The organism is Neobacillus niacini, assembly GCF_030817695.1.
GTDB lineage: Bacteria > Bacillota > Bacilli > Bacillales > Cytobacillaceae > Neobacillus > Neobacillus niacini_F.
In genome coordinates this window covers 2,092,696-2,111,578 of sequence record NZ_JAUSZQ010000002.1, presented here as the reverse complement: position 1 = coordinate 2,111,578, position 18,883 = coordinate 2,092,696, and the positions used below count along the sequence as shown (strand labels likewise).

The window sequence follows — 18,883 nt, the reverse complement described above, 5'->3', positions numbered from 1 at the left end:
CAAATCAAATTATGTTCCAATCGAGGTAGCATAGCTTGAGCAGGAATGAATACATCTTTCTGCACGCCCGCGGTCCTCTTCTGTCTGAAAACTAATTACTAGTACTCCGTAAATTTCATCTTCTCGAGTTTCTAAAATGCGAATGTTTGTTATGCTAATATTTTCTTTTGCTAAATATCCTGTAACCTCAGAAACAACACCAGGATAATCAGGAACGTCAACAAATAGGTCGTAAAATGCAGGAATCGCTCCCTTTTCTCTTACTGGGAGACCATCACGGTATTGCTTTGCCTGCAAAAAATAGCGGAAAATCCCCTCACTATTTTCTTGCTCGAGTAACACCTTCACCCAATCCATTTCTTCCTGCCATTTATCGATTAACTCTATTAAAACCTCACGATTGTGCAGTAATATATCTTTCCACATTTCAGGGCTGCTAGAAGCAATCCTAGTAATATCTCTAAACCCTCCTGCGGCTAAACGTGGAATAAGACTTTCACCTTCCGCTAACCTTTCTGTTTGACGGACAATCGAAGCGGCAATAATATGGGGGAAATGACTAACAATTCCCGTTAAGTAATCATGGTTATCAGGGGTAACCGTTAAGAATTTTGCATTTGTACCTTTGAGCCATTCCTTTAACTTTTCCACTTTTGAGATTTCTATATGGTCCTCAGGTGTAAATAAGTAAAAGGCATTTTCAAAAAGAAATTCTTTTGCCGCTGACACACCACTTTTATGGGAACCAGCCATCGGATGACCCCCAATAAAGGTATATCCTTTTTCCTTTAAACTTGCAGCATTAGCAACTATTTTCCTTTTTGTACTTCCGGTGTCAGTAATAATTACTTCTGGTTTCAACGATTGTCCTGCTAGCAAATGAATAATCGTTTCCGTTTCAATTACTGGTGCGGAAATTATAATTAAATCTGCGGTTTTAGCACCTTCGACGATATCATCGGCGACTTCATCAATAACACCTAGCATTTTTCCAAGTCTAGCTTGTTCTGGATAAATATCATAGCCTATTATGATAGAATCTTTATGTTCTTTCTTTATACATAAAGCTAAAGAACCGCCAATTAACCCAAGCCCAATAACAAAAACTCGGCCTTTCATTGGTAGTCCCCCTAGTTTTCACTGAGTTTCGCTGTATTTTGTTCTGTCAGAAATTCACCTAATGCTTTTAATACACCTTCATTTTGATCAAAAGAGCCTACTGTAATTCTTAGGGAAGTAGGGAATCCTAAGGCCTTTCCTGATCTAACGATATAGCCTTTTTCTAATAAATATTGGAACCCTTGATTGGCATCGGCATTGATATCTATTAGAACAAAATTAGTTTGAGAAGGATAATAGCTTAGATCGTGTCGTTCGCAGAAATCATAAAATTGAGTCAAACCTTGGCTGTTTTTCTCTTTACAATCTTTGACAAACTCTTGGTCTTCAATTGCAGCTTGTGCCGCCACCTGTCCAAATGAATTAACATTAAAAGGTTCTCTTGAGGGTTCCAAAGCTTGAATAATCGACCGATTTGCAACACCATAACCAACCCGTAGAGAGGCAAGTCCGTAGATTTTTGAGAAAGTTCGCAATACAATTAGATTCGGATAAGTTCGTGTTAATTCAATTGAATCATAGTAATCATCTGCAACTACGTATTCATAGTAAGCTTCATCCAATACTACTAAAACATGGGATGGAACCTTATCTAAAAATGAAATTAATTTATTTTGTGAGACATATGTACCTGTCGGATTATTAGGACTGCAAACCCAAACTACATTGGTATTATCATCAATCGCAGCATACATTTGTTCTAAATCATGGTGACCATCAATTAATGGGATTTCCCTAATCTCTGCACCTTCAATAACAGCATTATGTTTGTATTGAGAAAAGGAAGGTGTCGCCATCACCGTATTTGCACCTGGGTGCAGCAGTGACCTGGATATGATTTGAATAATATTATCTGAACCATTACCAAATATCAGTTCATCTTGGTCAACCTTTAAAAAAGAAGCTACTGATTCCCTTAAGCTGGTCATATACCCATCCGGATAAATAGCAAAGCCTGGCTGCTGACTTTGTAAGGCAGAAAGCACTTTAGGAGAACACCCAAAAGGATTTTCATTTGATGCAAGTTTAACAATCTGATCTAATTTATATTGTTTTTTAACTGACTCGATTGATTTACCTGGCTGATATGGAGTCAGTGTTAATAACTGCTTTTTCCATCTCATTTATTTCCACTCCATCCTTATAATGATCAATTAATATCTGTTTATTTAGCCAAGGTATTACCTAAATCAGGTCGTAATACCGTTGCCCCTCCTAAGTAAACATGAACAATTTCTTCCTGAGGTACTGCTGTATTCACATGCAGCATAACTCTTACGCACAATGGCAGAGAATTTGGCACTGCCAATTCTCTCATACACATCACCGGTACATACGTCCAGCCAGGAAATTTTCGCAGTGCTCTTGCAGGGAAAGCAGCGTTTAGGTCATCAGTAGTTGAAATGAAAACAGAAGCAACCTGGTCTGGAAGGATGTTGTTCCCTTCGATTATCTGGTTTAAAAGCTCTTCTGTTGCTGATATAATTACTTCTTCGGAATTGCAATCAACCGTGATTGCACCCCTCACCCCTCTAATCATGAAAAGCTCCCCCTTTTTTAGAAATTTTTAATTTGTTTTAATAAAAATTCATCCGAAAGCTCTTGAAGTTTTGGTTTCCCAATTTGCTCTAATAAGACAAAATTTACTGTTCCACCGGCTGATTTCTTATCCTGCTTCATTTTTAACAGGAGACGCTCAGCTGATAGGTGAGTTGGGATCTCTGTTTGATACCCAAGTTCTTGAACCCATGAAATAAACTCATCCGTATTAAAGGATAACCCTGAGTCCTCATTACTAAGCTTTAAAGCGAAAATCATTCCAATCAATACTGCTTCACCGTGTGTGAAATTACCATAACCCATTTCTGATTCAATTGCATGTCCTAGTGTATGCCCAAAATTTAAGAAAGCACGGATTCCCGTTTCTTTTTCATCCTTTGACACAAATTCATTTTTAATTTGAATCCCTTTTGTGAGTGATTCAAATAATTGTTCAGAAGTTAAAGCATTTAGATGACGAATTTCTGTTTTTAACCATTGATAAAAGTCAGCATCATAAATAAGAGCATGTTTAATAACCTCTGCAAAACCAGAACGAATTTCTTGCTCAGGCAGCGTTTTGAGAAGTTCAAGGTCATAAAAGACGGCCTCTGGCTGGTGGAAAGCCCCAATCATGTTTTTTCCCAGGGGATGATTAATGGCCACTTTCCCGCCAACTGCACTATCATGTGCGAGAATGGTTGTTGGAACTTGGATAAATGGTATTCCCCTCATAAAAGATGCAGCAACAAAACCTGATAAGTCCCCCACTGCACCACCGCCAAATGCGAGGATAACAGATTTTCGGTCAAGATGGTTTTCTAATGCCTTGGATAAGGCTTCATAGTATACCTCGAATGTTTTTGCCTTCTCACCACTCGGAGCAGTATAAATAACTGGGTTCCACTCAGACAAGAGCGTTACTATCTTATCAAGATGAATTTCCGCAACTGTTTCATCTGTTATAATTAATATTCTAGTCAGATTTACAAAATGATTTTTTAAAAAATTGCTAATTTCAGTTCTTACACCTTCGCCAACAAACACCTTATAGCTTTTGGAGCTCGTTTGAATTTGAATGGTCTCCATTAAAATTCCCTCGCGTATTCACGCTGACGCTTAATTTCAGCTGCAAAAGTATCAAACCGATCACTATAAAATTGCTCGATAAGCGAATTAGCAAGTTCCCATGCGACAACATTTTCCGCAACAACAGCTGCTGCAGGAACAGCACAACTGTCAGAACGCTCTACACTTGCCGAAAATGGCTCCTTTGTATCGATATCAACGCTCATGAGCGGCTTATAAAGAGTTGGAATTGGCTTCATTACCCCACGAACAACAATTGGCATCCCCGTAGTCATACCGCCCTCAAAACCGCCTAGACGATTCGTCTTTCGAGTATAACCATTTTCCTGATCCCAAACAATTTCATCATGAACTTCACTTCCGGGCTTTCTTGCTGCTTCAAAGCCGATGCCAAACTCTACTCCTTTGAAAGCATTGATACTCACAATTGCCGCTGCGAGCTTTGAGTCTAATTTTCTGTCATACTGAACATAGCTGCCTACTCCAGCAGGCATACCTGTTGCGATTACTTCAACAACGCCGCCGATTGAATCTCCATTCTTTTTAGCATTATCTATAGCATCCATCATTGCCTGTTCTACTTCTGGGTCTGCACAGCGTACAGGTGAGAGCTCTGTTTTTTGTTTTAATTCTTCAATTGATAAATTGACATTGGCATTCGCTTTAATACCACCAATTTCAACTACATGAGAAACTAGTGTAACACCAACTAAAGACAAAAGTTTCTTAGCCGCTGCGCCCGCTGCTACTCTGACAGTCGTTTCTCGTGCAGATGAACGTTCAAGAACATTTCTCATATCTCGATGCCCATATTTTATTGCCCCATTTAGGTCAGCATGGCCAGGTCTTGGACGAGTTATTTTACGCTTTACTTCATCCTCTTGTCCATCTACTAACGGATCTGCACCCATAATTTTTGTCCAATGCTTCCAGTCATTGTTCTCTACTACGAGCGCAATCGGAGATCCAAGTGTTTGTCCATGTCGTACACCAGATGTAATTTCAACAGTATCTTTTTCAATTTGCATTCTTCTACCGCGTCCGTACCCCTGTTGCCGTCTTGCAAGTTCAGTATTTATATCTTCAGCCAATAGTGGCATTCCTGCTGGTAATCCTTCTATTATTGTCGTTAATTGTGGACCATGTGATTCCCCAGCTGTTAAATATCTCATTCCCATTACACTTTCCCCCTTCAACTCATTAAAGGATTTTTATAAATATACCATAAACAGACTAATAAACCTAGTAAAATTATCTGAAAATAGCATAAATTACTTGATGATTATTTATCTAATGATAATAACAGATACTCTATTTGTACACTATTGTTTGTAAAATATTTTTATTTTTTTGATGAATACGCATACAAAAAGGCACCTGTATGTGCTATACAAGTGCCTCTTATATCTAAATTAGTAAATCCATTCGTTAACTAGTTTAGAGTATTCTACAACTCCGCCATCTTTAAAGAACAATCCAATTTCACGCTCTGCACTTGCAGGTGAATCTGAACCGTGAATAACATTCTTTCCAACCGTTAAGCCAAAATCACCGCGGATTGTTCCTGGGGCTGCATCTTTTGGATTCGTTGAGCCCATCATTTGTCGAGCTGTAGCAATAACATTTTCACCTTGCCAAACCATAGCAAAAACAGGACCTGATGTTATGAAATCCACTAATTCACCAAAGAATGGACGTTCTTTGTGTTCACCGTAGTGCTCCTCGGCAAGTTCAGTCGGGATGCTCATTAATTTAGCGCCTACTAATTGAAAACCCTTTTTTTCAAAACGAGCAACGATTTCTCCGATTAAATTACGCTGTACACCATCAGGCTTCACCATTAAAAATGTTTTTTCCATGAATTCCACTCCTAATTTAGTATGTATAATAATTGCCATAGTGGGACAATCCATGAAAATGTTATCATTTTTTGGAATATTTCGCAAGTCGAAAGCGCCTTCACTCTAGTAAAAATAAAAATAAAAAGAGAGAAAACGATTGTTTTACTCTCTTTGCTTTAATATTTACGCCGCCCAATGAATTTTGCGATATCTCGCAGTGTCTTTTTGGCTTTATTAGCCGGAAGCTCTTCTAGCACCGCCAGTGCCTTATCTAAGTACATATCACTTAATGCGATGGACCTGTCAATTGCACTGGACTCTTTAATAAGGGTGATAATATTTTGAATTTGAGCTGGTTCCATATCCTGATGAACCTTTTCAATCTCCAAACGAATTGTTTCATTTTCCATAGCATAGAGAGCAGGAGCCGTAATATTTCCCTGAAGTAAATCACTTCCCGCAGGCTTACCTAGCTCCTCTTCAGAAGAGGTAAAATCCAAGATGTCATCTGTTATTTGAAATGCCATTCCGACATAATAACCAAATAGATACAATTTCTTATGTATCGATTCCTCCACATTAGCAGCAATCGCACCCAACTGACAACTTGCAGAGATCAGCAATGCAGTTTTCCTTTTGATTCTTCTTAAATAATCCCTAAGATTTTGATTAAAACGATACTTATCTTTTATTTGTTGGATTTCACCAACCGTTACTTCAACAATAGTATTAGCTAATATCTTATGAGCTAAGGGCTTATTAATTTCACTCATCAATTCAAGGGAAAGTGCAAAGATAAAATCGCCCGTATACATGGCGGTTTTGTTGTCCCATTTTGCCTTTACAGTGGGCTGCCCTCTTCGCAAATCCGCATCGTCGATTACATCATCATGAACGAGTGAAGCCATATGTATGAGTTCAAGAGCAACCGCAACGTTTTTCATCACATTAATATCGTAGCGGCCAAACTTTCCAGCCAATAAAACAAAAACAGGCCGAATTCTTTTCCCTCCTGCCTGCAAGGTATGCAAAGAAGCCCGTTTCAAAAGAAGAGAATCAGCTTGGATGGTCTCTTCGAGTTTTTTTTCAATCGTATTTATATCTGAATTCAAAAATGAATACATCATCTTTAATTTCATTTGTATTCACCAGCTTTTCTTCCTGTTTACAAATCTAAAAAGAATTACTTTTTATATCCAATATGAACCGCCGCTGCCCCGCCGCTATATGGTTTATAAAACACATCTTTAAAGCCGGCAGACTCAAACATTCGGGCTAATTCTTTCATACCTGGGAAGCTGCGTGCCGATTCATTAAGCCAAGCATATTCCTGGTAACTCTTAGCGAATAGCTTACCAAATAAAGGCATGATAAATTTAAAATAAAAATAGTAAAGCTGTTTATAACCAATTAAGGTAGGCTGGGAGGTTTCAAGACAAACAGCAATTCCTCCCGGCTTTAGTACTCGATTCATTTCTTTTAATACTTGAAGGTAATCAGGTACATTTCTTAACCCAAAACCTATCGTTACATAATCGAAACTATTATCAGGGAAAGGGAGTTCCATAGCGTTTCCATGGATTAAATTAACCTGTTTTAGACCGAGTTTTTCAACCTTTTCAATTCCGACATTTAGCATGTTTTGACTAAAATCCAATCCAGTAACCTCACCGGAAGGACCAACGGCTTCAGCTAGAGCAATCGTCCAGTCTCCTGTTCCACAGCATACATCCAGGGCTTTCGAACCTGGTTTGACATTCATTCTTTTCATTGTATCCTTACGCCATTTGATGTGCTGCTGAAAACTAATAACCGAGTTCATTTTATCGTAGTTATCGGATATTTTTTCAAAGACTTTATGAACTCGTTGTTCCTTTGATTGCTGCATTTGCTTACCCTTCTTCCACTAAAGTTTTCGCAATTGGTTGATGTTCATTAATGATCGAAGTAATCCTTGCTTCAAGCATCTCATTTAAATATGGCAGCTGACTCATTCCTTTTAAGAGGAATTGTTTTGAACTATCAAGATAACGATCACAAATTACAAGCAAATCACTCTGTTGTTTTCCTGACAAACTTTTTAATGATCGATTGTTATTCGTAATAGTTAATTCTTTTAACGTTTCGAAAACTAAGCTGCTTCCAGCCTCAAGAAAAAGCCTTTTTTCAAATAGTAAACGCTTGAAAAAGAATAGATTAGCAATAAATTCATTCCACAAGTCAACTTTAAAACATTCTGAGAACTTAACAAGTAAAGAGCTTTCAATTTTTTTTATACTTGTCATTAGCTTTTCAATTCCATTTAATTCTCTTTGATAAATAGAAATTTTATGTTCATTAATTTCTTTAATTCCTTTAGAGAGTTCCTTTATCATGTTGATATCTTCAATCTCTGCCAACAATTTATAATACATGCCGCTATAATAATCCCCTGCAAGGACCGTTAATTGTCTATTTATCTCATCTACTGCATCGTTAGATATATGCTCATGGGTATCAAGGGCAATTTGAATAAGCATGGTTGTCATCGCGTAATTTTTCATCTCATTGTAAGACAATTCGAGTCGATCCATAATGGACACGAGAATAAGCAGTTTATCTTCATCAATTACTGGCGTTTCAATATATTTTAGCAAGTAAGGATGAAATACTTTTTGCTCAACTTGCTCCTTAATGTCTGTATACTTTTGTCGAATGTCTGGCAATTTAATCACCCTTGCTTCCCCGAATTTATATATTTATGACGATCCTTTTGTTTAAACAAGGCAGTGACCATTATATCACAAAAGCGTATGTATGGGCAGGAATTCACAAAATAAATACATTTCTATATTAGATATCTTATTTTCTCATTTCGCTTTCAATTTCACCATATTGTGTCAATATTTTTGCATTTCCTCTAATCTTTATTGCGGATGTGTGCTCAGTGAATTGGGCGATTAATACTTCCCCTTTATCCAATTTTTCGGAATGATGAAATTTCGTGTCACTTCCACGAGTCAACCCAATCACATTAACACCATCATCAATTGCTTTTATCACAACAAAGTCACTACTTTGCGGTTGTCTTTTTTCCATAGTATCACCCCATTAATTCTTAATTAATGATAGTATTTCAGAACGGGCAATGGTATCATTTGCAAGGTTACCTCGAACTGCTGTTGTTACTGTCTTTGACCCCGGTTTTTTTACCCCGCGCATGGTCATACACATATGTTCTGCCTCCACAACCACCATTACACCATGAGGGTCTAATTTTTCCATCATACTATCAGCAATGGTAGAGGTAATTCTCTCTTGCAGCTGAGGTCTCTTAGCGACAGCCTCCACTGCCCTTGCTAATTTACTCAATCCAGTTACGCGGCCATTTTTAGGAATATAGGCTACATGTGCTTTACCAAAGAAAGGTACAAGATGATGTTCACACATGGAATAGAATGGGATATCCTTCACTAGAACTAATTCTTCATGGTCTTCACTAAAAATGGTTTCGAAATGTTTTTTTGGATCTTCATTTAGGCCACTAAAGACCTCTTCATACATTTTTGCTACTCGTTTGGGCGTATCAAGAAGACCTTCTCTCGTCGGATCTTCACCAATCGCCGTTAGTATTAAACGTACCGCCTCTTCAATCTGGGTACGATTCACGTTAGACATGCATATTCCCCCTAGTGTATATCAAATAAGTATATATGACAAATACATATTAGCACAACCGTTAAGATGTTCAAACATATAGAAAAAAGGTCATGGAGTGTTACCATGACCCTTTTGCCGAAGCAATAAATTTATGTAATTATTTTACTGCATCTTTAAGCGCTTTACCTGGTTTGAAAGCAGGAACTTTACTAGCACCAATTTCGATTTCCTCACCAGTTTGAGGATTACGACCTTTACGTGCTGCACGTTCGCGTACTTCAAAGTTACCAAAACCGATTAATTGGACTTTATCACCATTTTTCAAAGCATCTAGAATTGAATCAAAAACAGCATCAACTGCTTTCGTAGCGTCTTTTTTAGAAAGTTCGCTTGCTTCTGCAACTGCGTTAATTAGTTCTGTCTTGTTCATGCTATTCACCTCCTCCCAATAATATAAGTTAAGAATCGTAAATAAGATTACTTATCTACATTTCTAAACAATTTTTCTTATTTCTATACGTCATAGCGCGGTTTTATTGGCAAAGTAATCAAAAATTACAGTTTTTAAAATTTTTATCTACTTTTTAATAAGAAACCTTATTATATAAAGGTTTTAAGCACCATGACGTGAGTCTGTTAAAAGATTATCACAATCATTTACTCTTATCAAGAATAATTCATGAAATAATGGTAATCTTTTCTTCATTTCTACAAATTTCTCCTTTTTTGACGAACTTGGTTGTTTTTTTGTAAAAAAAAGGCTGTGTTAAACTGGGCTGTTGATTTGCACTTCAGGCGCTACGCTTTCCGCGGGCTCGCCCGTGAGCCTTCGGTCGTCCCGACCTGCGGGGTCGCACTCAGCTCGTTCATGTGGAGTCGAGCGCCTTCCGCTCCAATCAACATGTTCTAAAATCACAACAGTTTTCATTAACACAGCCAAAAAAAGAAGACTCCAATTTGGAGTCTCCAAGATTAAAGAATTATTGCAATTAAACCGCCAGATCCTTCGTTTATGATTCTCTCTAATGTTTCTTTTAGTTTATACCTTGCATTCTCTGGCATTAAGGATAGTTTCGCCTGAATACCCTCCCTGACGATGGAGCTTAACGAGCGTCCAAAAATATCAGAATTCCAGATGGACAGTGGATCATCCTCGAAGTCCTGCATTAAGTAGCGCACCAACTCTTCACTTTGCTTTTCAGTCCCGATAATTGGGGCGAACTCGGATTCTACATCGACCTTAATCATATGAATAGATGGCGCTACTGCTCTCAGTCTTACACCGAACCTTGCACCTTGGCGGATAATTTCCGGCTCTTCCAGGCTCATATCTGATAGTGACGGTGAGGCAATACCATAACCTGTCTGTTTTACCATTCTTAACGCGTCTGATATATGATCATATTCCGCTTTTGCATGAGCAAAGTCCTGCATTAACTCAAGAAGATGATCTTTACCCCTAATTTCTACTCCGACGATTTCTTTTAAAATATCATCATAAAGTTCATCTGGAGCAAATAAGTCGATTTCCGCAACACCCTGACCCATTTCAATTCCGGCTAATCCCGCCCTCTCAATGTAATCAAAGTCGCTGAATTGCTGTACAACCCTATCGACATCTCTTAATCTCTTGATATCCTTAACCGTTTCTTTAACTGCTTCTTGATAGCTTTCACGCAGCCAGTGATTCTCTCTCAATACCATTACCCAGCTAGGAAGATTAACATTAACCTCGAGCACTGGAAACTCGTATAGAGCCTCTCTAAGAACGTTAAGAACATCACTGTCACGCATGCTTTCAACACTCATTGCCAGCACAGGAATGTCATACTTTTCCGCTAAGCTGGATCTGAGTGTTTCCGTGCTCGGATGATATGGCTGTGCGCTATTAACAACCATAATAAACGGTTTGCCCACTTCCTTAAGCTCATTGATCACTCTTTCCTCAGCTTCGATATAATTACTTCTTGGTATTTCACCAATTGTGCCGTCAGTAGTCACCACTACACCAATCGTAGAATGCTCTTGAATGACCTTCCTAGTTCCAATTTCAGCAGCTTCGTGGAATGGAATCGGCTCTTCATACCAAGGAGTCGTAATCATCCTTGGACCATTTTCATCCTCATACCCTTTAGCACCTGGAACCGTGTAACCGACACAATCAACGAGTCTAATATTAACATTAAGTCCTTCGTCAACATGGACAGTAGCGGCCTGATTGGGAACGAACTTGGGCTCAGTTGTCATGATAGTTTTACCTGCAGCACTTTGAGGAAGCTCATCCACTGTTCGCGATCTCTCTGCTTCATTGTCTATATTCGGTAAAACCACAAGCTCCATAAATTTTTTAATAAATGTGGATTTTCCTGTTCTAACTGCACCTACTACTCCTAAATAAATATCACCGCCGGTTCTTTCGGCAATATCTTTGAAAATATCAACCTTTTCCAAGTGATCCCCTCCCGATCATAGAGTAAAGTGGGATAATATTATCCATCAAGATATTTTTGGACAATATATATTTATGACGTTGTCCTATATTGTTATGACAGTTTTTTAAAATTTTTTTACCCCCTTGACTATATTTTCCTTGAATATGCTAGTATCTGTTGTGTCTGAACAGTTGATTGAATGAGGGTTTCTGGTAAAGTAACACGGGAGAGACTCCTAAACCGTATGTCTTTAACCTAATTGGAAAATGGCATTTGTGTGCCCAAAAAAACCCCTCTCCTACAATATATTTCGAAGGAGAAGGGTTATGACTAATTGATATTACTTATTGCTTTAAAAAAACTGGTTCGTTTGTCTCAGGATCGACTGTATACGGTAAAGAATAGGCTGGAACAAACATGGAATCTTCCACAAGAATATTACGAATATCCTCACCTGGTATTATCTTCTTGTCCGTTTTTTTCAGTTTCTGAAATAAATCTTGTCGGTAATCAACGTAGACTTCTGCGTCTGTTGTTACTACAAACGGGAGATTTTGATTTGAATATGGACTAATAGCGTATGGCTCCTGCTTATATCCCAATTTGTTGAAATCAAGTGAATACACATTATCAGCAAGTCTTTCTTTATATGGCGGGTAGCCATTGGATTGGATTCTCAGATTAATATCACGAATTGTGTCAGCCATTCTTAAGTCTAATAGTTTTACGGTTGGATTGGTTTCAACATCGACAAGGACATATTGAAAGATCCCACCGCTTTCAAACGCGTTCCCCGGCGGCTCAGCCATATATTGGGGAGAAATTTTTTTAAATTCAATTGGATACTTTTGATAGATTGGAGTCACTGCATCTCTTGTTTTTATCGGCAGGATTCCGCCATTATCCTCCTTAAAGGAATTTACCGCTTGTTGAACTGCAGCGATTTGGTCTGTATATGGGATTTGATTTTCCGCTAACTTCTCAGATGGATACATACATCCGGATAAAAACAAAGAAGTTACAATGATCAGTGTGACAACGGCCTTCCAATTCATACAATCACCTATTTTTTCTTTTTCTGTTTTTTATGTAAAAAGGACAATAACCAACGTGATTCCGGAAATGATTAAAAAAATGTAAGCAAGGACCGCAGTAAAAAACTTTAGGATTCCTGTTAACTTATAACGGCTCAAATAAATTGTAATAATAGCAAGAAACATAATTCCCATTCCTGCAATCGATATCCACATTTTCAACATACCTGGTGACATCAGGACACCCCCCCTTATTCCGAAAGCTATTATAACATAGCAGGACCATTTCATAAAAAAATTTTTGTTTTCATAAATAAAAAAACTGAAGTAAAGAGGGGCGAGTTCCTTACTTCAGTCTTAGTGACTAAACAACCCAATCAGTTGGTTCATACTACACGTGTGCTTCGCTTGCATTGTATGCAACTATGCTGGGAAACGCACTCAGGTGAATGCCTATTTTTCAATGAAAATGCACAATTTTTAATCTTCAAGGTTTCTCTCTTCAAGAATATTCACTAAATCTTCCATTTCATGGGTTTTCCCACGTGCCATTAATACATCAACTGCATCTTTTGCATTTTTCCCATTAAATAAAACATCATATAGGGCAAATGTGATTGGCATGCTGACATTATACTTCTTGGCAAGCTGATAAGCTGCTTTCGTTGTCCTTACTCCTTCAACAACCATTCCCATATTATCAAGAACCTCATCAAGATTTTTCCCTTTACCAAGGAGATTTCCCGCCCTCCAGTTCCTTGAATGGACACTTGTACAAGTTACAATAAGATCTCCTATTCCCGTTAAGCCCGAAAAGGTTAAAGGGTTGGCCCCCATTTTTGTACCAAGTCGAGCGATTTCGGCTAGTCCCCTGGTTATTAATGCCGCTTTTGCATTATCACCATATCCCAGCCCGTCCGTTATTCCGGCAGCCAAGGCAATAATGTTCTTTAAAGCTCCGCCAATTTCAACTCCGATTACATCTGGATTGGTGTAGACTCGAAAATTATGATTAATGAACAAATCTTGTATTTCTTCAGCAGCAGCCATATTTTCTGACGAAACCGTTACAGTTGTCGGATGCCTCAGGCTAACTTCCTCGGCATGGCTCGGTCCTGAAAGGACAACTACTGCATTTAAAAGCTCACTTGGCATTTCTTCTTTTATCAGTTCCGATATTCTCAAAAGGGAATCAGGCTCAATCCCTTTACTAACATGTGCAATGGTCAAAGGTGAGTTTTGAACGGTACGTATTTTCCCAAGTACTTCGCGAATAGCTTTCGTCGGTACCGCTACTATCACCGTTTTGATTCCAGCTAAAGCGTCACTCAAAGAACCATAACCGACAATTAATTCTGGTAAATTGATTTCTGGCAAGTATTTCTTATTTGTATGGAACTGATTGATTTCTTGCACCTGAGCTTCATTATGGCTCCACAACCGGACTTCATGTTCATTGTCTGCAAGGACCATCGCAAGTGCAGTCCCCCAGCTCCCTGCTCCAATAACGGCCACAGCTTCTTTTTTTTCCTGCATTTTAGATCACTCCCACCGTAAAATTATTTTCTTTCTCTTGCATAAATTTTTATCGGGGTTCCCTCGAATCCAAATGCTTCCCGGATTCGATTTTCTAAGAAGCGCTCATAAGAGAAATGCAATAATTCCGGCTCGTTTACAAAGACGACAAAGGTTGGCGGCTTCACCGCTACTTGGGTGGTGTAATAAATCTTTAATCGACGACCCTTGTCCGTAGGTGTCGGATTCATGGCTACCGCATCCATAATTATATCATTTAAAACACTTGTTTCAACGCGCATTGCATGGTTTTCACTAGCAGTATTGATCATTGGCAGCAGTGTATGAATACGTTTTTTCGTCTTAGCAGATAAGAATACAATGGGAGCATAACTAAGGAAGAGAAAATGCTCTCTAATTTTTTGTTCAAGTTCCTTCATTGTTTTTTCATCTTTTTCTACCGCATCCCACTTGTTGACTACAATTACAATAGCCCTGCCAGCTTCATGTGCATAACCGGCAATTTTCTTATCCTGTTCGATGATGCCTTCTTCTGCATTAATCACAACTAAAACAACATCAGACCGTTCTATTGCTCTTAAGGCACGAAGTACACTATATTTTTCGGTACTCTCATAGACCTTTCCTTTTTTCCGCATTCCAGCGGTATCAATAATGACATACTTATCGCCATTATATGTATAAGGTGAATCCACGGCATCTCTTGTTGTTCCTGCAATATCACTTACTATGACACGTTCTTCTCCCAAAATTGCATTCACTAATGATGACTTCCCAACATTAGGCCGGCCGATTAAAGAAAATTTAATGACATCTGCGTCATAATCTTGCCCCTTATTCTTAGGAAAATGTTTCGCTGCCTCATCTAGAAGATCACCTAATCCAAGACCATGAGATCCTGATACTGGTATCGGTTCGCCAAACCCTAAAGAATAGAAATCATAGATTTGTTCACGCATTTCAGGGTTATCAATTTTATTAACAGCTAATACGATGGGTTTTTTCGATTTATATAATATCTTTGCTACTTCTTCATCTGCAGCCGTTACCCCTTCTCTGCCATTTGTTAAGAAAATGATAACATCTGCCTCATCAATCGCTACTTCAGCCTGCTGACGAATTTGCTCCAGAAACGGTTCGTCGCCAATATCAATTCCACCCGTATCAATGACATTAAAATCATGTGTCAACCATTCCCCTGAGCTATAAATTCGATCACGTGTTACTCCTGGGATATCCTCAACGATGGAAATTCTCTCTCCAACAATTCTGTTGAAAATAGTTGATTTTCCAACATTTGGTCGTCCTACAATAGCTATAACAGGTTTTACCAATATAATCGCCATCCTTTCATCCATATAATTATCAATATTTGTTATTATTATCGTTAAAGCAGAGAAACTCAATTTATATAATCAAGCAATTGCGTACTAATGATAAAGAAACCCTTCTTTCAAAGAGAAGGGTCTAACCATATTATTTTAGCAATGATATTCCTTAACCGCAATCCAAAACATGGAAGAATTATTTTAGGAAGATTTTTGTTTACTCTTCTCCAAAAAATGAAAATGGTTTTGAGAGTATGTTCCTGCATTTTCTAGTATGCTCCAGCTTACCAACAGAATTGTAATTAAGGAAAACACATCTAGGTAAGCAATGGACCCAATTGGATAAGAAAATTCAAATTTACTAAGATAAAAGGCATAGAGGATCTCTCCTTGCATGGTACCAGTTACAATAATCAACAATCTGTCTTTTAAAGAAGTTAGTAAAAAAATTGCCAGGCAGCTAAAACATATTCCCATCATCCATTCCTTTTGAAAAATCACCCATACAGGATCATAAATGACAAACAAGTTAAAGGTAACATAAGCAATCGTTACAATGAGTGAACAAATAAAGGCATATAGCAATGAACCAAGTTTTTTCTTACTAAGAATAATATAAGATAATAGCAGCATAAATAACCCACTAGCATAAAACTCATAGCTCATAAACATAAAATGTACATTTGAAAGAATAATCAATACTAAAATGAAACTTGCTAATTTTGAACGATAATGATTTTGTTTGTTCATAACAAAAGTTACATATACCCAAAATACCCAAAGTATCCAATAAAACATTGAACCCTCCATTATCACACACCTCCTACTATTTCCATTATCGGTATTCTTTATGTAGTTTCATACTTCCCTGAATAATCTTTCCTCAACAAAATCATGTTAATAGTAGGAGGTGTGGAGAAATGGGAAAGGATCGACAAGCAAAAAAGGTTAAAGCAAGCGGCAGAGCAGGAGTAGACCGTGATCAGGCGCTTCATTATCCAGGTTCAACGAAGCTTCAAAGCCCAGAAGAGGCACGTGGGTTAAACGATAATAAGTATAGCTGACAAAAATAAGCTCCCGCTGACTGCGGGAGCTTATTTTATAGTTCGCTGGCTGTATGTTCTTGTATCAATTCCCCTTTGATTTAACCAATGGTGCATTTGACCAGATATCATCAATGGCGCTCTTTGCAGTTCTTGAATTGATTTAGCTCCTAAAGCTGTCATAATGATTGTTAACTCATCATGAAGGGCCGAGATTTCTTCATATAGGGCATCTATTCCCTTATCAACGAGGATTTTTAAGAAAAAGCCTGCAAAGCCAATTGCACTAGCTCCTAAAGCTATTCCTTTAGCGAGTTCAACACTAGAGGTAATCCCGCCAGAGCCGAGGATTGAAACCGATTTCGAGGCATGTGAGGCTTCAGTTATAGAAATGGCAGTAGGTATTCCCCATTGATTAAAGAAAGCTTGTGATTTTTCACTGCGCTTGTTTTCTATTTCAGCAAAATTTGTTCCCCCGAAACCACCGATGTCCACAGCTGAAACCCCTATTGACGAGAGAGACTCCACTGTTTCTTTACACATGCCAAAGCCAACTTCCTTCACTATAATGGGAACGTTTACCTCTTTAATAATCGCTTCAATCCTTTTTAAAGCACCAGAAAATTCCCGGTCTCCCTCGGGCATTGTGAGTTCCTGGATTACATTTAAATGGATTTGTAAGGCGTTTGCCTCAATCATATCAATTGCCGCTTTTGCTTGAGCAGGTGTTGCTTCACTTCCTAAATTGGCAATCAACACTCCAGATGGGTTTTCTCTTCGTACTACTTCATATGTATATCTTTCAGATTGATCTTTCAATGCTGACATTTGTGATCCCACTGCCATAGCAAGCCCTGCTTCCTTTGCCACTATTGCCAGCTGCTTATTAAGGGTATAGGTTTTTTCGCCACCGCCGCCTGTCATAGCATTGATAAAAATTGGCGAACTTAAAGAAAGTCCGCCAATTTCTTGGTGAAAGGTGACATCTGAAACATTAATGTTAGGTAAACTTTGATGAATAAATTGAACATCATCAAATGCTGTTGATCGCTTTTGCCCAGTTTCTAGGGCATAGCGGATATGATCCCATTTCCGTTCAGATCTAGACACTTTATATCACCATTATTTTCCCAGATTCTTTAATTTATCGCCAATCATTTCGCCAAGCTGGAATCCTTTTGATTCCTCAGGGAGTTCATAATCAAAGTTTTCTTCCACATCTTTTTCAAGAAGATCTTTGATACTTAGTGAAAGTCGCTGCTCTTGTTCGTTAGAGTCTAGTACTTTCACTTGCACCTCTTGCCCTTCCTTTAATACCTCATGTGGTGTACCGATATGTTTATGAGCAATTTGCGAGATATGAACCAGGCCTTCAACGCCAGGGAAAACTTCAACAAATGCACCATATGAAACTAATCTTTTAACAGTTCCTGTTAATGTACTGCCCTTAGGTGCTTTTTCAGCTATATCAGACCACGGTCCTGGCTGAGTTTCTTTAATAGATAAAGAAATTCTTTCATTATCACGATCTACATTAAGAACCTTTACTTTTACTTTTTGACCTTCTTGTACAACATCTGATGGTTTATCAATATGTTGATATGATAATTGAGAAATATGAACAAGGCCATCGATACCGCCAATATCAACGAATGCTCCAAAATCTGTAATTCTTTGAACAGTACCATCAATTACTGAACCAGGAGTAATCGTGTTTAGTAGGTTTTTCTTATGTTTACCCTTTTCTTCTTCCACCACTGCACGGTGTGATAGAATGAGACGATTTTTTTCCTTATCAAGTTCAACAATCTTAAAAGTTAGATTTTTACCTTTATAATCTGAAAAGTCTTCGACAAAATGAGCTTCTACTAAAGATGCCGGTACAAAGCCTCGAACGCCAAGATCAACGACAAGACCTCCCTTTACTACATCCTTTACTTCCGTTTCAAATACTTCTCCGCTATTGAAAAGATTTTCTAGATTTACCCAGGCCTTTTCAGCGTCTACTTTTCTTTTTGATAATACTAGGGCATCCTCTTCTACTTTTAATACCTCAAGTTCTAATTCATCGCCTTCAGAAACAACGTCTGAGGCTTTTTCAACATGAAGGCTAGAAAGCTCACTGATTGGAATAATACCATCATGTTTACTATCTTGAATATTTACAATAACCTGCTTTTCTTCTACCTTCGTAACTTGTCCAGTGACTTTATCACCAATCGTATAATTTTTCACTTCTACTTGGTTCATTTCTTCCGACATATGTATTCCTCCTTAATCCAA

Annotated in this window: 21 protein-coding genes; 1 reads left to right on the top strand and 20 read right to left on the bottom strand. The window is 38.1% G+C overall.

The genetic code is table 11. The features are described 5' to 3' along the window. Nucleotides 1–9 precede the first annotated feature (9 nt). The 18 genes from QFZ28_RS10900 to QFZ28_RS10815 form a co-directional block, all read right to left on the bottom strand. Nucleotides 10–1,119 carry a prephenate dehydrogenase gene (locus QFZ28_RS10900; RefSeq protein WP_307194646.1) on the bottom strand — a complete coding sequence of 370 codons (1,110 nt, stop codon included), beginning with the start codon at nucleotides 1,117–1,119 and terminating at the stop codon, nucleotides 10–12. Between the two features lie 11 nt (nucleotides 1,120–1,130). Further along, entirely contained in the window at nucleotides 1,131–2,243 is a 1,113-nt protein-coding gene (gene hisC, locus QFZ28_RS10895; RefSeq protein ID WP_307194645.1) for a histidinol-phosphate transaminase, read from the bottom strand. Between the two features lie 41 nt (nucleotides 2,244–2,284). Further along, nucleotides 2,285–2,659, bottom strand: coding sequence for a chorismate mutase (gene aroH / locus QFZ28_RS10890; RefSeq protein ID WP_307194644.1), 375 nt, complete (start codon nucleotides 2,657–2,659; stop codon nucleotides 2,285–2,287). A gap of 17 nt (nucleotides 2,660–2,676) precedes the next feature. Beyond that, nucleotides 2,677–3,747 carry a 3-dehydroquinate synthase gene (gene aroB / locus QFZ28_RS10885; RefSeq protein WP_307194643.1) on the bottom strand — a complete coding sequence of 357 codons (1,071 nt, stop codon included), beginning with the start codon at nucleotides 3,745–3,747 and terminating at the stop codon, nucleotides 2,677–2,679. Next, entirely contained in the window at nucleotides 3,747–4,919 is a 1,173-nt protein-coding gene (gene aroC / locus QFZ28_RS10880) for a chorismate synthase (protein ID WP_307196999.1), read from the bottom strand. Before aroC ends, aroB begins: the two co-directional genes overlap by 1 nt. Nucleotides 4,920–5,159: 240 nt before the next feature. Then, nucleotides 5,160–5,606 carry a nucleoside-diphosphate kinase gene (gene ndk / locus QFZ28_RS10875; RefSeq protein ID WP_179596406.1) on the bottom strand — a complete coding sequence of 149 codons (447 nt, stop codon included), beginning with the start codon at nucleotides 5,604–5,606 and terminating at the stop codon, nucleotides 5,160–5,162. A 158-nt stretch (nucleotides 5,607–5,764) separates the two neighbouring features. Next, the gene (hepT, locus tag QFZ28_RS10870; protein ID WP_307194642.1) at nucleotides 5,765–6,727 is read right to left on the bottom strand and encodes a heptaprenyl diphosphate synthase component II; all 963 of its coding nucleotides are present in this window, start codon (nucleotides 6,725–6,727) and stop codon (nucleotides 5,765–5,767) included. 44 nt (nucleotides 6,728–6,771) lie between these two features. Beyond that, nucleotides 6,772–7,476, bottom strand: a complete 705-nt coding sequence (locus QFZ28_RS10865) for a demethylmenaquinone methyltransferase (RefSeq protein ID WP_307194641.1) — start codon at nucleotides 7,474–7,476, stop codon at nucleotides 6,772–6,774. Between the two features lie 4 nt (nucleotides 7,477–7,480). Next, entirely contained in the window at nucleotides 7,481–8,302 is an 822-nt protein-coding gene (locus QFZ28_RS10860) for a heptaprenyl diphosphate synthase component 1 (RefSeq protein WP_307194640.1), read from the bottom strand. A gap of 127 nt (nucleotides 8,303–8,429) precedes the next feature. Further along, on the bottom strand, nucleotides 8,430–8,666 hold the full coding sequence (gene mtrB, locus QFZ28_RS10855) for a trp RNA-binding attenuation protein MtrB (RefSeq protein WP_307194639.1): 237 nt from the start codon (nucleotides 8,664–8,666) through the stop codon (nucleotides 8,430–8,432). Nucleotides 8,667–8,678: 12 nt separating this feature from the next. Next, the gene (gene folE / locus QFZ28_RS10850) at nucleotides 8,679–9,245 is read right to left on the bottom strand and encodes a GTP cyclohydrolase I FolE (protein WP_307194638.1); all 567 of its coding nucleotides are present in this window, start codon (nucleotides 9,243–9,245) and stop codon (nucleotides 8,679–8,681) included. Nucleotides 9,246–9,384: 139 nt separating this feature from the next. Further along, the gene (gene hbs / locus QFZ28_RS10845) at nucleotides 9,385–9,657 is read right to left on the bottom strand and encodes a non-specific DNA-binding protein Hbs (protein ID WP_034676225.1); all 273 of its coding nucleotides are present in this window, start codon (nucleotides 9,655–9,657) and stop codon (nucleotides 9,385–9,387) included. Between the two features lie 542 nt (nucleotides 9,658–10,199). Continuing rightward, a complete protein-coding gene (spoIVA, locus tag QFZ28_RS10840) occupies nucleotides 10,200–11,678 on the bottom strand; it encodes a stage IV sporulation protein A (RefSeq protein ID WP_045517337.1) in 1,479 nt (492 codons plus the stop codon). Nucleotides 11,679–12,003: 325 nt separating this feature from the next. Then, on the bottom strand, nucleotides 12,004–12,714 hold the full coding sequence (locus tag QFZ28_RS10835) for a hypothetical protein (protein WP_307194637.1): 711 nt from the start codon (nucleotides 12,712–12,714) through the stop codon (nucleotides 12,004–12,006). A 30-nt stretch (nucleotides 12,715–12,744) separates the two neighbouring features. After that, on the bottom strand, nucleotides 12,745–12,930 hold the full coding sequence (locus QFZ28_RS10830; protein WP_307194636.1) for a DUF2768 domain-containing protein: 186 nt from the start codon (nucleotides 12,928–12,930) through the stop codon (nucleotides 12,745–12,747). A 243-nt stretch (nucleotides 12,931–13,173) separates the two neighbouring features. Beyond that, a complete protein-coding gene (locus QFZ28_RS10825) occupies nucleotides 13,174–14,229 on the bottom strand; it encodes an NAD(P)H-dependent glycerol-3-phosphate dehydrogenase (protein WP_307194635.1) in 1,056 nt (351 codons plus the stop codon). 23 nt (nucleotides 14,230–14,252) lie between these two features. Next, the gene (gene der / locus QFZ28_RS10820) at nucleotides 14,253–15,563 is read right to left on the bottom strand and encodes a ribosome biogenesis GTPase Der (RefSeq protein ID WP_307196998.1); all 1,311 of its coding nucleotides are present in this window, start codon (nucleotides 15,561–15,563) and stop codon (nucleotides 14,253–14,255) included. A gap of 195 nt (nucleotides 15,564–15,758) precedes the next feature. Further along, nucleotides 15,759–16,367: a YphA family membrane protein gene (locus QFZ28_RS10815; RefSeq protein ID WP_307194634.1), complete on the bottom strand. Its 609-nt coding sequence runs from the start codon at nucleotides 16,365–16,367 to the stop codon at nucleotides 15,759–15,761. 110 nt (nucleotides 16,368–16,477) lie between these two features. On the opposite strand from QFZ28_RS10815, the gene QFZ28_RS10810 reads away from it, so the two are divergent. Further along, complete coding sequence (locus QFZ28_RS10810; RefSeq protein WP_306073551.1) at nucleotides 16,478–16,621, top strand: YpzI family protein; 144 nt, start codon at nucleotides 16,478–16,480, stop codon at nucleotides 16,619–16,621. 30 nt (nucleotides 16,622–16,651) lie between these two features. On the opposite strand, the gene fni is transcribed toward QFZ28_RS10810, so the two are convergent. Together fni and rpsA are read right to left on the bottom strand one after the other, a co-directional pair. Then, entirely contained in the window at nucleotides 16,652–17,710 is a 1,059-nt protein-coding gene (gene fni, locus QFZ28_RS10805) for a type 2 isopentenyl-diphosphate Delta-isomerase (RefSeq protein WP_307194633.1), read from the bottom strand. A gap of 12 nt (nucleotides 17,711–17,722) precedes the next feature. Further along, nucleotides 17,723–18,862 (bottom strand): 30S ribosomal protein S1, encoded by a 1,140-nt coding sequence (gene rpsA / locus QFZ28_RS10800; RefSeq protein WP_307194632.1) that lies wholly within the window; start codon nucleotides 18,860–18,862, stop codon nucleotides 17,723–17,725. Nucleotides 18,863–18,883 lie beyond the last annotated feature (21 nt).